This is a genomic window from Pseudomonas sp. W2-17 (assembly GCF_041060445.1).
Classification (GTDB): Bacteria; Pseudomonadota; Gammaproteobacteria; order Pseudomonadales; family Pseudomonadaceae; genus Aquipseudomonas.
On record NZ_JAUFNS010000016.1, the window covers coordinates 67,291 to 81,929 of the forward strand.

At 61.1% G+C, this 14,639-nt stretch carries 13 protein-coding genes; 11 read left to right on the forward strand and 2 right to left on the reverse strand.

The window, feature by feature from the left end; genetic code table 11:
* The first annotated feature begins 93 nt into the window (after nucleotides 1–93).
* Nucleotides 94–1,308, forward strand: coding sequence for an alanine transaminase (gene alaC / locus QWI20_RS19565; protein ID WP_369306836.1), 1,215 nt, complete (start codon nucleotides 94–96; stop codon nucleotides 1,306–1,308).
* A 10-nt stretch (nucleotides 1,309–1,318) separates the two neighbouring features.
* Here alaC and QWI20_RS19570 read toward each other — a convergent pair whose 3' ends face one another.
* A complete protein-coding gene (locus QWI20_RS19570) occupies nucleotides 1,319–2,056 on the reverse strand; it encodes a hypothetical protein (RefSeq protein ID WP_369306837.1) in 738 nt (245 codons plus the stop codon).
* A 334-nt stretch (nucleotides 2,057–2,390) separates the two neighbouring features.
* On the opposite strand from QWI20_RS19570, the gene glyA reads away from it, so the two are divergent.
* From glyA to QWI20_RS19615, 9 genes are all read left to right on the forward strand, one after another.
* Nucleotides 2,391–3,644, forward strand: coding sequence for a serine hydroxymethyltransferase (gene glyA, locus QWI20_RS19575; RefSeq protein ID WP_282371162.1), 1,254 nt, complete (start codon nucleotides 2,391–2,393; stop codon nucleotides 3,642–3,644).
* A 15-nt stretch (nucleotides 3,645–3,659) separates the two neighbouring features.
* The gene (locus QWI20_RS19580) at nucleotides 3,660–4,910 is read left to right on the forward strand and encodes a sarcosine oxidase subunit beta family protein (RefSeq protein WP_192173169.1); all 1,251 of its coding nucleotides are present in this window, start codon (nucleotides 3,660–3,662) and stop codon (nucleotides 4,908–4,910) included.
* 15 nt (nucleotides 4,911–4,925) lie between these two features.
* Nucleotides 4,926–5,240, forward strand: a complete 315-nt coding sequence (locus tag QWI20_RS19585; protein WP_074886785.1) for a sarcosine oxidase subunit delta — start codon at nucleotides 4,926–4,928, stop codon at nucleotides 5,238–5,240.
* Nucleotides 5,237–8,257, forward strand: a complete 3,021-nt coding sequence (locus QWI20_RS19590) for a sarcosine oxidase subunit alpha (protein ID WP_369306838.1) — start codon at nucleotides 5,237–5,239, stop codon at nucleotides 8,255–8,257. Before QWI20_RS19585 ends, QWI20_RS19590 begins: the two co-directional genes overlap by 4 nt.
* A 199-nt stretch (nucleotides 8,258–8,456) precedes the next feature.
* Nucleotides 8,457–9,089 carry a sarcosine oxidase subunit gamma gene (locus QWI20_RS19595; RefSeq protein ID WP_369306839.1) on the forward strand — a complete coding sequence of 211 codons (633 nt, stop codon included), beginning with the start codon at nucleotides 8,457–8,459 and terminating at the stop codon, nucleotides 9,087–9,089.
* A gap of 146 nt (nucleotides 9,090–9,235) precedes the next feature.
* Nucleotides 9,236–10,093, forward strand: coding sequence for a formyltetrahydrofolate deformylase (gene purU / locus QWI20_RS19600; protein WP_369306840.1), 858 nt, complete (start codon nucleotides 9,236–9,238; stop codon nucleotides 10,091–10,093).
* Between the two features lie 222 nt (nucleotides 10,094–10,315).
* The gene (fdhA, locus tag QWI20_RS19605) at nucleotides 10,316–11,515 is read left to right on the forward strand and encodes a formaldehyde dehydrogenase, glutathione-independent (RefSeq protein WP_369306841.1); all 1,200 of its coding nucleotides are present in this window, start codon (nucleotides 10,316–10,318) and stop codon (nucleotides 11,513–11,515) included.
* A gap of 91 nt (nucleotides 11,516–11,606) precedes the next feature.
* Nucleotides 11,607–12,293: a DUF1190 domain-containing protein gene (locus QWI20_RS19610; RefSeq protein ID WP_369306842.1), complete on the forward strand. Its 687-nt coding sequence runs from the start codon at nucleotides 11,607–11,609 to the stop codon at nucleotides 12,291–12,293.
* Between the two features lie 87 nt (nucleotides 12,294–12,380).
* The gene (locus tag QWI20_RS19615) at nucleotides 12,381–12,953 is read left to right on the forward strand and encodes a DUF2780 domain-containing protein (protein WP_369306843.1); all 573 of its coding nucleotides are present in this window, start codon (nucleotides 12,381–12,383) and stop codon (nucleotides 12,951–12,953) included.
* 50 nt (nucleotides 12,954–13,003) lie between these two features.
* Here the strand turns inward: QWI20_RS19615 and QWI20_RS19620 are convergent, their stop codons facing one another.
* Complete coding sequence (locus tag QWI20_RS19620) at nucleotides 13,004–13,891, reverse strand: acyltransferase (protein WP_369306844.1); 888 nt, start codon at nucleotides 13,889–13,891, stop codon at nucleotides 13,004–13,006.
* Between the two features lie 223 nt (nucleotides 13,892–14,114).
* Here QWI20_RS19620 and QWI20_RS19625 point away from each other — a divergent pair, with 223 nt between their 5' ends.
* Entirely contained in the window at nucleotides 14,115–14,615 is a 501-nt protein-coding gene (locus tag QWI20_RS19625) for an ATP-dependent zinc protease (RefSeq protein ID WP_065991278.1), read from the forward strand.
* Nucleotides 14,616–14,639 lie beyond the last annotated feature (24 nt).

The following is a 14,639-nucleotide window of genomic DNA, read 5'->3' on the forward strand; positions in this document are numbered from 1 at the left end:
ACCGCCTTCGCCGCCCGTATCTTCCGCCTTAAGCCACCGCAGTGGCCAGCGTCGCTCGGACGGTTCCGGGCGCTTACGTCTTCAGAGGTTTCCATGGCAGACCAAGGTTCGCCGCGCCGTTTCGCGCGCATCGATCGACTCCCCCCTTACGTGTTCAACATCACCGCCGAGCTGAAAATGGCTGCGCGTCGTCGTGGTGAGGACATCATTGACTTGAGCATGGGCAACCCCGATGGGGCAACGCCGCCGCACATCGTCGAGAAACTGATCACCGTCGCCCAACGTGAAGACACTCACGGCTACTCGACTTCGCGTGGCATCCCGCGTCTGCGTCGGGCGATTTCCAGCTGGTACAAAAAACGCTACGACGTGGACATCGATCCCGAAGACGAAGCTATCGTCACCATCGGCTCCAAAGAGGGCCTGGCGCATCTGATGCTCGCCACGCTGGATCAGGGCGACACCGTTCTGGTGCCGAACCCCAGTTACCCCATTCACATCTACGGTGCCGTGATCGCCGGCGCTCAGGTGCGCTCCGTGCCACTGGTGCCGGGCGTGGACTTCTTCGCCGAGCTGGAAAAAGCCATTCGCGGCTCGATCCCCAAGCCGAAGATGATGATTCTGGGTTTCCCGTCCAATCCGACCGCTCAATGCGTCGAGCTGGATTTCTTCGAGCGCGTCGTTGCCCTTGCCAAACAGTACGACGTGCTGGTGGTTCACGACCTGGCCTACGCCGACATCGTCTACGACGGCTGGAAAGCCCCCTCGATCATGCAGGTGCCGGGCGCCAAGGACATCGCCGTCGAATTCTTCACCCTGTCCAAGAGCTACAACATGGCGGGCTGGCGCATCGGCTTCATGGTCGGCAACCCCGAGCTGGTCAATGCACTGGCGCGGATCAAGAGCTACCACGACTACGGCACGTTCACGCCGCTGCAAGTCGCCGCCATCGCTGCGCTGGAAGGCGATCAACAGTGCGTGCTCGACATCGCCGAGCAGTACCGCCAGCGTCGTAACGTGCTGGTCAAAGGCCTGCACGAACTGGGCTGGATGGTCGAAAACCCGAAAGCGTCGATGTACGTCTGGGCGAAGATTCCCGATGCTTACGCGCACCTGGGGTCGCTGGAGTTTGCCAAGAAGCTGCTCGCCGAAGCCAAGGTCTGCGTGTCGCCCGGTGTCGGTTTTGGTGAATACGGCGACGACCACGTGCGCTTTGCCCTGATCGAGAACCAGGACCGCATCCGTCAGGCCGTGCGCGGTATTCGCAGCATGTTCCGGGCTGACGGGTTGATTACGCAAAAAACCTGAATGTCGTCACTCATTTGCCGAGGTCATGGCGGGGCCTCGGCACATCCGGCAGCGGCATATGCTTGAGGATCGGCGATGACGCTGATTCGGGACGAGTGGTGATGCCATAGACGACCGACAGCTCATTGGAACCGCTCTCCACATAGTAATCACCGGGCGCGGCACATCGGATTGCTTCGGCTTCCGTGACGGTTGTGGAGTAGCTGCGCCCTTCAACGGTGCGGATGTTGACCGAGACTTGGCGGTCTTCAGACACTCTGAAAGTCCTGTCCATCACAATGTCTTCTTCAGAGGGACTTGCGTGGAAAGTCGAGCCTTTGGGAAGGTACAGCGCAAGGTCCGATTCGACAGACTGCGGTGCTGCGATGGGGGGTATTTCCCATAGATAGATATCGGCGACCACCTCTGCGTTCGGATAGGAAATGATCTTGAGAATGACCGAATAGTAACCGCCGTCCTGGTGAACGATGTCTTGGGGGGTGGCATAAAGCCTGGCGTCACTCACTGAAACGGTGGACGAAAGAACTACATCCGAATCCTCGACGTAGACGGCAAGCAGCGCCTCAAACTCGTTCAGTTCCCGAATAATCCGTAACTTGACCGAGCCTTCTATATCCACCGTATGAAACACGCCTTGAGTCAGAAAGAGCAGCGGCTCCGTAGCGGGTACATGCCGACTGGCGTTTTTCCCCCTAAGCTTTTTCCATAACTGCGGAGTTAGCGTATGCGACCTTGCGATTGTGCCCATGATCATTCCTTTGAGTGAGTGGCTGTCAGCCGTTCCGTTGGCTCAAAAGTAAGCCCGTCATTGCTATTTGAATACTGTCAGTTTTGACAGTCCCCGTGCCCATTGGTCTGAGGTGTTGTGGCGTGCCGAGGATTCGCGGCGGGCTCAGGACCGACAGTCTGCCGCGCGCAGAGCCGCGCAAATCCCGCTCCCCGTTAACCCATGTCGTAAACGCGCCTTTGTGTGGCGCGCGCAGGCATCTGGGCTGTCAGCGTCAGCCATACCATCGTGGCCAAAGGGCAGTTCAAAGCCCTGTCGATCATTCAGGCGCCGCGCCGCCGCTGGGAGAACCGCGATGTTCAGCAAGCAAGACCAGATTCAGGGTTATGACGATGCACTGTTGGCCGCTATCAGTGCCGAGGAGCAGCGTCAGGAAGACCACATTGAGCTGATCGCCTCGGAGAACTACACCAGCAAGCGCGTGATGCAGGCTCAGGGCAGCGGCCTGACCAACAAATACGCCGAGGGTTATCCCGGCAAGCGCTATTACGGTGGCTGCGAGCACGTGGACAAGGTCGAGCAACTGGCGATCGATCGCGCCAAGCTGCTGTTTGGTGCCGATTATGCCAACGTCCAGCCACACTCCGGTTCGTCGGCCAACAGCGCGGTTTACCTGGCGCTGCTGCAAGCGGGCGATACGTTGCTGGGCATGAGCCTGGCCCATGGCGGTCACCTGACCCACGGCGCCAAAGTGTCGTCCTCGGGCAAGCTGTACAACGCCGTTCAATACGGCATCGACGTTGCCACCGGCCTGATCGATTACGACGAAGTCGAACGACTGGCGGTCGAGCACAAGCCGAAGATGATCGTGGCCGGGTTCTCGGCCTACTCCAAAACCCTGGATTTCCCACGCTTTCGTGAGATCGCCGACAAAGTAGGCGCGCTGCTGTTCGTCGACATGGCTCACGTGGCCGGTCTGGTCGCTGCCGGTTTGTACCCGAACCCGCTGCCGTACGCCGATGTGGTCACCACCACCACGCACAAAACCCTGCGCGGCCCCCGTGGCGGGTTGATCCTGGCCAAGGCCAACGAAGAGATCGAGAAGAAGCTCAATTCCGCCGTGTTCCCGGGTGCCCAGGGCGGCCCATTGATGCACGTGATTGCCGGCAAAGCCGTGTGCTTCAAGGAAGCCATGGAGCCCGGTTTCAAAGCCTATCAACAGCAAGTGATCGACAACGCCCAGGCCATGGCGCAGGTGTTCATCGACCGCGGTTACGACGTTGTGTCGGGCGGGACGGATAACCACTTGTTCCTCGTCAGCCTGATTCGTCAGGGCCTGACCGGGAAAGACGCCGACGCCGCGCTGGGTCGAGCGCACATCACCGTCAACAAGAACGCCGTGCCGAACGATCCGCAATCGCCGTTCGTGACGTCGGGCCTGCGCATCGGCACCCCTGCGGTGACCACGCGCGGTTTCAAAGTTACCCAGTGCATCACGCTGGCAGGCTGGATCTGCGACATCCTCGACAACCTCGGCGACGCCGATGTCGAGGCCAATGTTGCCGAGCAGGTCGCCGCGCTGTGCGCCGATTTCCCGGTTTACCGCTGAGTCAGGAGTCGCACCATGCAGCATTACTCGGGCTTCGGCCTCTTCAAACACTCCCTCAGCCACCACGAAAACTGGCAGCGCATGTGGCGCACGCCGACCCCGAAAAAGGTCTACGACGTCGTGATTGTCGGCGGCGGCGGGCACGGTCTGGCGACGGCCTATTACCTGGCAAAAGAGCACGGCATCACCAATGTGGCCGTGGTCGAAAAAGGCTGGTTGGGCGGCGGTAATACCGCGCGCAACACCACCATCGTCCGTTCGAACTACTTGTGGGACGAATCCGCGCACTTGTACGAACACGCGATGAAACTGTGGGAAGGCCTGTCCCAGGACATCAACTACAACGTCATGTTTTCCCAGCGCGGCGTTTACAACCTGTGCCACACCCTGCAGGACATGCGTGATTCCGAGCGCCGCGTCAGCGCCAACCGCCTCAACGGTGTCGACGGCGAGCTGCTCAACGGCAAGCAAGTGGCTGAAGAAATTCCGTACCTCGACTGCTCGAAAAACACCCGTTACCCGATCATCGGCGCAACGGTGCAGCGTCGCGGCGGTGTCGCGCGTCATGACGCCGTGGCCTGGGGCTACGCCCGTGCCGCTGATGCGTTGGGCGTGGACTTGATTCAGCAGACCGAAGTGACCGGCTTTCGCAAGGAAAACGGCGTGTGCATTGGCGTCGAAACCAACAAGGGCTTCATCGGCGCCAAGCGCGTCGGCGTGGTAACGGCCGGCAACTCCGGCCACATGGCCAAGCTCGCCGGTTTCCGTCTGCCTGTTGAATCCCATCCGTTGCAAGCCCTGGTGTCCGAGCCGATCAAGCCCATCATCGACAGCGTGATCATGTCCAACGCCGTACACGGTTACATCAGCCAGTCCGACAAGGGCGACCTGGTGATCGGTGCCGGCATCGACAGCTGGGTCGGCTATGGCCAGCGCGGCTCTTACCCGGTGATCGAGCACACCATTCAGGCTATCGTTGAGATGTTCCCGGTGCTCTCGCGGGTGCGCATGAACCGCCAGTGGGGCGGCATCGTCGACACCACGCCGGACGCCTGCCCGATCATCTCCAAAACACCGGTGCCGAACATGTTCTTCAACTGCGGTTGGGGCACCGGTGGCTTTAAGGCCACGCCGGGCTCGGGCAACGTGTTTGCCGCCAGCCTGGCCAAGGGCGAAATGCACCCGCTGGCCAAACCCTTCTCAATCGACCGTTTCCACAACGGCGCGTTGATCGACGAACACGGCGCTGCAGCCGTAGCCCACTAACAGAGGACTTTTCCCATGTTGCATATCTTCTGTCCTCACTGTGGCGAACTGCGCTCCGAAGAGGAATTCCACGTCTCCGGTCAGGCTCACATCCCGCGTCCGCTGGACCCGGCCGCCTGCACCGACGAGGAATGGGGCGATTACATGTTCTTCCGCGACAACCCGCGCGGCCTGCACCACGAACTGTGGATTCACGCAGCGGGCTGCCGTCAGTACTTCAACACCACGCGTGACACCGTGACCTACGAAATTCTCGAAACCTATCCGATCGGCACGCAGCCGCAATTCGTCAATCCGGCGCCCGCGATCAGAAAGGGGGATCAGGTATGAGCCAGTCCAATCGCCTGCCCAACGGAGGCCGCATCGATCGCAGCAAGGTCCTGAATTTCAACTTCAACGGCCAGACCTACCAGGGCTTCGAAGGCGACACCCTGGCCGCAGCCCTGCTCGCCAACGGTGTCGACATCATCGGTCGCAGCTTCAAGTATTCCCGTCCTCGCGGCATCTTCGCGGCCGGTTCCGAAGAGCCGAATGCCGTGCTCCAGATCGGCGCCACCGAAGCCACGCAGATCCCCAACGTGCGCGCCACGCAACAGGCGCTTTACTCGGGCCTCGTCGCGACCAGCACCAACGGCTGGCCGAGCGTGAACACCGACATGATGGGCATTCTCGGCAAGGTCGGCGGCAAGCTGATGCCGCCGGGCTTCTACTACAAAACCTTCATGTACCCGCAATCGTTCTGGGTGACCTACGAGAAGTACATCCGCAAAGCAGCGGGTCTCGGCCGCTCGCCGACCGAGCTGGATCCGGACACCTACGACAACATGAACCAGCACTGCGACGTGCTGGTGGTCGGCGCCGGCCCTGCAGGTCTGGCCGCCGCACTGGCCGCTGCGCGCAGCGGTGCTCGGGTCATCCTGGCGGACGAGCAGGAAGAATTCGGCGGCAGCCTGCTGGACAGCCGCGAAAGTCTGGACGGTAAACCGGCAGCGGAATGGGTAGCGACGGTGGTGGCCGAACTCAAAGGCCTGCCCAACGTGACCCTGCTGCCGCGCGCCACGGTGAACGGCTATCACGACCACAATTTCCTGACTATTCACGAGCGGCTGACCGATCACTTGGGCGACCGCGCGCCGATTGGCCAGGTGCGTCAGCGTATGCACCGGGTTCGCGCCAAGCGCGTGGTGCTGGCGACCGGCACCCACGAGCGTCCACTGGTTTACGGCAACAACGATGTGCCGGGCAACATGCTGGCCGGCGCGGTTTCCACTTACGTGCGTCGTTATGGCGTGGCGCCGGGCAAGAAACTGATCCTGTCGACCAACAATGATTACGCCTATCGCGTGGCGCTGGACTGGCTCGACGCTGGCCTGCACGTGGTGGCCGTCGCCGATGCGCGTCACAACCCGCGCGGTGCGTTGGTGGAAGAAGCCCGCGCCAAAGGCATTCGGATCCTGACCGGCAGCGCCGTGGTGGAGGCCCGAGGCAGCAAGCGCGTCAGTGCCGCCCGCGTGGCAGCTATTGACGTCAAAGCTCACAAGGTCAGCAGCCCGGGCGAGTGGCTGGACTGCGATCTGGTTGCCAGCTCCGGTGGCTACAGCCCGATCGTTCACTTGGCTTCGCACCTCGGCGGCAAGCCGGTCTGGCGCGAAGACATCCTCGGTTTCGTGCCCGGCGAAGCACCGCAGAAACGCGTCTGCGTCGGCGGTGTGAACGGCGTTTACGCCCTCGGCGACTCGCTGGCCGACGGTTTTGAGGGCGGTGTTCGTGCCGCCAGTGAAGCCGGGTTCAAACCGGTCGAAGGCGTACTGCCCAAATCCCTGAGCCGCGTGGAAGAACCGACACTGGCGCTGTTCCAGGTACCGCACGAAAAAGGCACTGCCCGGGCGCCGAAGCAATTCGTCGACCTGCAGAACGACGTCACCGCAGCGGCCATCGAACTGGCGACTCGCGAGGGTTTCGAGTCCGTCGAGCACGTCAAACGCTACACCGCGTTGGGTTTTGGTACCGACCAGGGCAAGCTCGGCAACGTCAACGGGCTGGCCATTGCCGCCCGCTCGCTGAACGTGTCGATCCCGGAAATGGGCACCACCATGTTCCGCCCGAACTACACGCCAGTGACCTTCGGCGCCATCGCCGGTCGTCACTGCGGTCACGTCTTCGAGCCTGTGCGCTTCACCGCGCTGCACGCCTGGCACGTGAAGAACGGCGCCGAATTCGAAGATGTCGGTCAGTGGAAACGGCCTTGGTATTTCCCGAAAGCCGGTGAAGACATCCACGCCGCCGTGCGCCGCGAATGCAAGGCCGTGCGCGACAGCGTCGGTCTGCTGGACGCCTCGACGCTGGGCAAGATCGACATTCAAGGCCCGGATGCCCGTGAGTTTCTGAACCGCATCTACACCAACGCCTGGACCAAGCTCGATGTCGGCAAGGCGCGTTACGGCCTGATGTGCAAGGAAGACGGCATGGTCTTCGACGATGGCGTGACCGCCTGCATCGCCGACAACCACTTCATCATGACCACCACAACCGGTGGCGCTGCACGCGTGCTGCAGTGGCTGGAAATTTATCAACAGACCGAATGGCCGGACCTGAAGGTGTACTTCACCTCCGTCACCGACCACTACGCGACCCTGACACTGTCGGGCCCGAACAGCCGCAAGTTGCTCAGCGAAGTGACCGACATCGATCTGGGCCGTGAAGCGTTCCCCTTCATGACCTGGAAAGAAGGGCTGGTGGGCGGAGTACCGGCGCGGGTGTTCCGGATTTCGTTTACCGGAGAGCTCTCCTACGAGGTGAACATCCAGGCAGACTACGCCATGGGCGTTCTGGAAAAAATCGCCGAAGCGGGCAAGCAGTACAACTTGACCCCGTACGGCACTGAAACCATGCACGTCCTGCGGGCCGAGAAGGGCTTCATCATCGTCGGCCAGGACACCGACGGCTCGATGACCCCGGACGATTTGAACATGGGCTGGTGTGTGGGCCGTACCAAGCCGTTCTCATGGATCGGCCAGCGTGGCATGAACCGTGAGGATTGCGTGCGGGAAGATCGCAAGCAGCTCGTCGGCCTGAAACCGGTTGATCCGAACCAGTGGCTGCCAGAGGGCGCGCAACTGGTGTTCGATCCGAAGCAGTCGATCCCGATGAAGATGGTCGGCCATGTGACGTCAAGTTATGCGGCGAACTCGCTGGGCTATTCGTTCGCCATGGGTGTGGTGAAGGGCGGGCTGAAGCGCATGGGTGAGCGGGTGTTTGCGCCATTGGCGGATGGGTCGGTGATCGAGGCGGAGATTGTGTCCTCGGTGTTCTTCGATCCGAAGGGTGATCAGCAGAACGTGGAGTGATCGGACGGTTACGCGCGGTGTGTCTGACATGCTGCGTCGCCTGATCCATTCGCGAGCAAGCTCGCTCCCACAGGTTTTGCGATTCATTCGCGAGCAGGTTCGTCGGTCATTGTGGGAGCGAGCTTGCTCGCGAAGGAGCCATCCCGGACACCGCATATTTTGCACTCACTGAAACAACAGAATTCAACACAGGTGCTCTATGACCACAGCCAACGTTTACCAACAGCGGCCAGCGACCGAGGCCAAAGCCGAGTCGCCGCTGTTTCATGCTGACCTTCAAAGCCTGATCGGCAAGGGCCGCAGCAATCCGGGCGTCGTGCTGCGGGAGAAAAAATTGCTCGGCCACCTGACCCTCCGTGGCAATGGGCACGATTCGGCGTTTGCGGCGGGCGTGCACAAGGCGCTGGGCATGGAACTGCCGGGCGCGCTGGCGCTGGTCTCAAGCGGCGATAGCTCGATCCAGTGGCTTGGCCCGGATGAGTGGCTGCTGATCGTGCCGACCGGTGAAGAATTCGCCGTCGAGCAGAAGCTGCGCGAAGCGCTCGCCGGTTTGCACATCGCTATCGTCAATGTCAGCGGCGGGCAATCGCTGCTGGAGCTGACCGGCCCGAAGGTGCGCGAAGTGCTGATGAAGTCCACCAGCTACGACGTGCACCCGAATAATTTTCCGGCAGGAAAGGCCATCGGCACGGTGTTCGCCAAATCGCAGCTGGTGATCCGCCGTACCGGTGAAGAGACCTGGGAGCTGGTGATCCGCCGCAGCTTCGCCGATTACTGGTGGATGTGGCTGCAGGACGCGAGCGCGGAGTATGGTTTGGGCGTCGCTGCCTGATTCCGGATTGACGACACGACCTGTGCTGATCGTTCCCCGCTCAGCGTGGGAGCGCCGCCTGTGATGCTCCGCGTCACTCGACAATGGACGCGGAGCGTCCTGAACCGCATTCCCACGCAGGGCGTGGGAACGATAAAGGAATACCTATGAGCCGCGCCCCCGATACCTGGATTCTGACCGCCGACTGCCCCAGCGTGCTGGGCACGGTGGACGCGGTGACGCGTTACCTCTTCGAGCAGGGCTGCTACGTCACCGAGCACCATTCGTTCGATGACCGGCTGTCCAGCCGCTTTTTCATTCGCGTCGAGTTCCGCCAGCCGGAGGGATTTGACGAGTCGTCTTTCCGTGCCGGCCTGGCCGAGCGCGGCGAATCTTTCGGCATGATCTTCGAGCTCACCCCCCCGAATTACCGCCCGAAAGTGGTGATCATGGTCTCCAAAGCCGACCACTGCCTGAACGATCTGCTCTACCGCCAGCGCATCAATCAGCTGTCCATGGACGTGGTTGCTGTCGTCTCCAATCACCCGGACCTCGAACCACTGGCGCGCTGGCACGACATTCCCTACTACCATTTCCCCCTCGACCCCAACGACAAACCGGCCCAGGAAGCCAGGGTGATGAAGGTGATCGAAGACACCGGCGCCGAACTGGTGGTGCTTGCCCGCTACATGCAGGTGCTGTCGCCGGAGCTGTGCCGCAAGCTCGATGGCAAGGCGATCAACATTCATCACTCTTTGCTGCCGGGCTTCAAGGGCGCCAAGCCTTATCATCAGGCCTATAACAAAGGCGTGAAACTGGTTGGCGCGACGGCCCATTACATCAACAACGACCTCGACGAAGGGCCGATCATCGCCCAGGGCGTCGAAGTGGTCGACCACAGTCACTACCCCGAAGACCTGATCGCCAAGGGCCGCGACATCGAAGGCCTGACCCTGGCACGCGCGGTGGGTTACCACATTGAGCGACGGGTGTTTCTCAACGCCAACAGGACGGTGGTGCTTTAAGCACCCGCCGCTTCGCGGCATCGCGAGGAAGCTCACTCCTACAATCGAACGCAATCAACTGTAGGAGTGAGCTTGCTCGCTATGACGTAATAAAAAACGACACAAGATATAGGGCGACACAACGCAACACCCCAGAGCAATCAGTGCATTGCCGCAGGACAATGGCAACGCATAACTCCGCTACACAGCTGTATTCATAACAACAATCAGCGAGGTGAAAGCATGTCTGGTAATCGTGGTGTGGTGTATCTCGGCTCAGGTAAGGTCGAAGTACAGAAAATCGACTATCCCAAGATGCAGGACCCGCGCGGCAAGAAGATCGAGCACGGGGTGATCTTGCGCGTGGTTTCCACCAACATTTGTGGTTCCGATCAACACATGGTGCGTGGCCGAACGACGGCCCAGGTCGGCCTGGTACTGGGTCACGAAATCACCGGTGAAGTGATCGAGAAGGGCAGCGACGTCGAGAATCTCAAAATCGGCGATCTGGTGTCCGTGCCGTTCAACGTCGCCTGCGGCCGTTGCCGCTCCTGCAAAGAACAACACACCGGCGTCTGCCTGACCGTTAACCCGGCCCGTGCCGGCGGTGCCTACGGTTATGTCGACATGGGCGACTGGACCGGCGGGCAGGCCGAATACGTGCTCGTGCCCTACGCCGATTTCAACCTGCTCAAGCTTCCCGATCGCGACAAGGCGATGTCGAAAATCCGTGACCTGACCTGCCTTTCCGACATCCTGCCAACCGGCTACCACGGCGCGGTCACTGCCGGCGTTGGCCCGGGCAGCTCGGTGTACATCGCCGGTGCCGGTCCGGTGGGTCTTGCCGCTGCCGCATCAGCACGCTTGCTCGGCGCGGCAGTCGTGATCGTCGGTGACGTCAATCCAGTGCGTCTGGCGCACGCCAAGGCCCAGGGTTTCGAGATCGCCGACCTGTCCAAAGACACCCCGCTGCACGAGCAGATCGCCGATCTGCTGGGTGAGCCAGAAGTGGACTGCGCCGTCGACGCTGTGGGCTTTGAAGCGCGCGGTCATGGCCATACGGGCGCCAAGGCCGAGGCACCGGCCACCGTACTCAACTCGCTGATGGGCGTGGTTCGCGTCGCTGGCAAGATCGGCATTCCCGGCCTGTATGTGACGGAAGACCCGGGCGCCGTGGACGCTGCCGCCAAGGTCGGCGCGCTGAGCATTCGTTTCGGCCTGGGCTGGGCGAAATCCCACAGCTTCCACACTGGCCAGACACCGGTCATGAAGTACAACCGCCAACTGATGCAGGCCATCATGTGGGACCGCATCAACATCGCCGATGTAGTGGGCGTGGAAGTCATCAGCCTCGACGATGCCCCGCGCGGTTATGGCGAGTTCGATGCCGGTGTGCCGAAGAAATTCGTCATCGATCCGCACAAACTGTTCAGCGCCGCGTGATCCTCTGACGCTCACAAAAGGCGACCTTCGGGTCGCTTTTTTTATGTCCGACGTAGGGCTCTAACCCGACATATGTAGGGCGTTTCTGAAAATGGTTGAGGAGCGTTTGAATTGCGTTCCTGCTTGTTTCAGCTGCCTTTTCTCCGTGCTATTTGTCCGGCCGGTTTTTTCAGGTGGCGGGTCATGCATGGTTGTCAGGTGGGTTAGAACATCGATTCATTTCCTCGTCGCAATGCCGCTGCTCTGGCTGCCGGCGACGTTGGCAAGTGCTCACCTGGAGCCCTTTTCGTCGGGCTGGGCTTCCTCGGAAATGTTCTTTGAAAATCCGAATGCCTGCATCTGGGCCGGGGTTGCGCCGCCGGTATGCCAGGCCGGATACCGCGCCGCTTATCGACAGCATGTGCGAGTGGCGCCGACCTACCGTGAGCTGGCGGATTGCGAGGCAGACTTCGTGCCGGGTGAGTGTTTCGCTGCCGACGTCTCCCGGCTCTGGTCGCCCTGGCTGTCCGGCTTCGCGATCATCACCCAGCTTCAGCTGCCAGCTATCGAAGGTGGCCCCGACTCACAAGTGCGCCTTTTCAGTGAACCGCTTTATCGCGGCGCCGATCATCAGGGCGGCACGCGCTTGATCAGCCTGCGCGAGAAGCTTAACAACGGTGAGCATTTCGATAAGGCATTCATTCGCCACCGGCTCCTGCAGGCGGGTTCGACGGCTGCAGATCAACGGCTGGCGCGGACCTTCGAGCCGCAGCGCCTGTTTTATGTGAGCGAACCCTGAGGCCCTGCGTGGAACTTCCTTTCGAGGGGCGGTCCAACGCGTGTTTACCCGGCCACGGCCGGTCTCCCGGCAAACGAGGTTGTTGCGATGAAAGTTTCACTGAAAAATGTACGCGGTGCTGCGCTGGCGAGCCTGATGGCGCTGGCAGCCACGCCGGTCTTCGCTTTCAATCTGAATGACGCGGCCAATGCTGTTTCCAATGCCACCGGCGGCCAGCAAAAGGCAACCGCCGCGCCTGAAGCAGCCGGGCTGTTGAACACGCTGGGCACGCAGTTGAACGTGACGCCGGAGCAAGCGGTTGGCGGCACCGGCGCCTTGTTGGGGCTGGCGAAAAACAAGCTCGCGGGCAACGACTATTCGCAACTGAGCAAATCAGTGCCAGGCCTCGACCAATTGGCGGGCACCTCGGCTCTTGGCAGCCTCAGTGGTCTGGGCGGACTGTTGGGTAATTCCGGGAGCAACAACTCTGCCCTGGATAGTGCGCTGGGCAACGTGCAGAGCATGGGCGACGTGAACAAAGCGTTCAGCGCGCTGGGCATGAACAGCAGCATGGTCAGCCAGTTCGTGCCGGTGATTCTGCAATACCTCGGTCAGCAAGGCGCCGGTGGTTCGGCGTTGCAGGCGTTGCAGGCGTTGAGTGGCGTCTGGGGCGCCAAGTAATTGAGTTGCCGCGCCCCTGCAAAAGGGGCGCTGGTTGCCAAGAAGTACTGCTAGGAAATCAGGCCGCGTAACTCGGCAATCCGCGCGTCCTTTTCTTCCCACAGCCGGTTGACCCAGTCCTGCACATACACGCGAAACGCCGGGTCATTCTCGTAATCGCCCTGCCACAGCGCAGGGTCGAGTTCGCGGGTCTTGATGTCGACGATCACACGCGGCACTCGTCCTGATAGCAAGTCCCAGAACCCCGGGATGCGCTCGCTGGGATAAACGACCGTCACATCGAGCACCGCGTCCAGTTGCTCACCCATCGCCGCCAGCACAAACGCGACGCCGCCCGCCTTGGGCTTGAGCAAGTAACGATAGGGCGAAGCCTGCTCGGCTTTTTTGGCCGGGGTAAAGCGCGTGCCCTCCAGGTAATTCACCACCGTCACCGGCTGACGTTTGAACAGTTCGCACGCCTCGCGGGTGATTTCCAGATCCTTGCCCTTGAGCTCGGGATGCTTCGCCAGAAACGCTTTCGTGTAGCGCTTCATGAACGGGTAATCGAGCGCCCACCACGCCAGCCCCAGGAACGGCACCCAGATCAGCTCTTTTTTGAGGAAGAATTTGAAGAAGGGCGTACGTCGATTCAGTGCCTGCACCAGCGCCGGGATGTCGACCCAGGACTGATGGTTGCCGATGACCAGGTAGGACGTGTCGCCACGCAGGCCTTCGTCGCCGCGGATTTCCCACCGGGTCGGCAGGCAAATTTTTAAAATCAGCTTGTTGATTTCACACCAGGTCTCGGCGATCCACATCACCGCCGCCGAGCAGTTGTCGCGCATCTCGCTCTGGAACACCAACTTGAGCAGTGCAAAGACCATCAGCGGGCCGATCAGCACCAGTGTATTGAGCAGAAGCAGCAGCGTGACGGCAATTCCGGTGAGCAGGTGACGCATAAGGCACTCGCGGTCGACAGGGTGGCGCGCAATGATAAGCAGGCCGGGCGTCTGGCGCAAAATCCCCGGCGATACCGACGAATGTTTCACGCCGTTTTCGGTACGCTTCCCATTGCCTGCACCGCGACTGCCCGGTGCTGCAATTCCGGGCGCGAACCATCGGCAAAGTTATGGTCTAAACCGGGCACGCCCGACCGCTCATCCATCACGAGGAAAATGTGACGTGAAATCCCTTCTGGCGCTTATGTCTTTGCTGGCGTTGCCTGTCATGGCTGCCGAACCGACGTTGTATGGCCGTTACGAATACATTCAGGTCTCGGAGATCGGCGAGACGTTCAAAGCCAAAATGGACACCGGCGCGTTGACCGCGTCGCTGTCGGCCAAGGACATCGAACTGTTCAAGCGCGATGGCGATGACTGGGTGCGCTTCCGTCTGGCGACCAAAGACGCCGACAGCAAAGTGTACGAGCACAAGGTTTCGCGCATCAGCCGCATCAAGGGCCGCTCCGAAGGCGACGATGACGAAGAACCGGCTGATCCCACCAAGCGCCCGGTTGTTGATCTTGAGCTGTGCCTGGGCAATGTGAAACGCACCGTGGAGGTCAACCTCGTCGACCGCAGCCACTTCAACTACCCCTTGCTGATCGGCGCCAAGGCCCTGCGCGAGTTTGGCGCGGCGGTTAACCCGGCCCGTCGCTATACGGCGGACAAACCTGAGTGCTGATTGACGCGCGGGACTGATATCCGG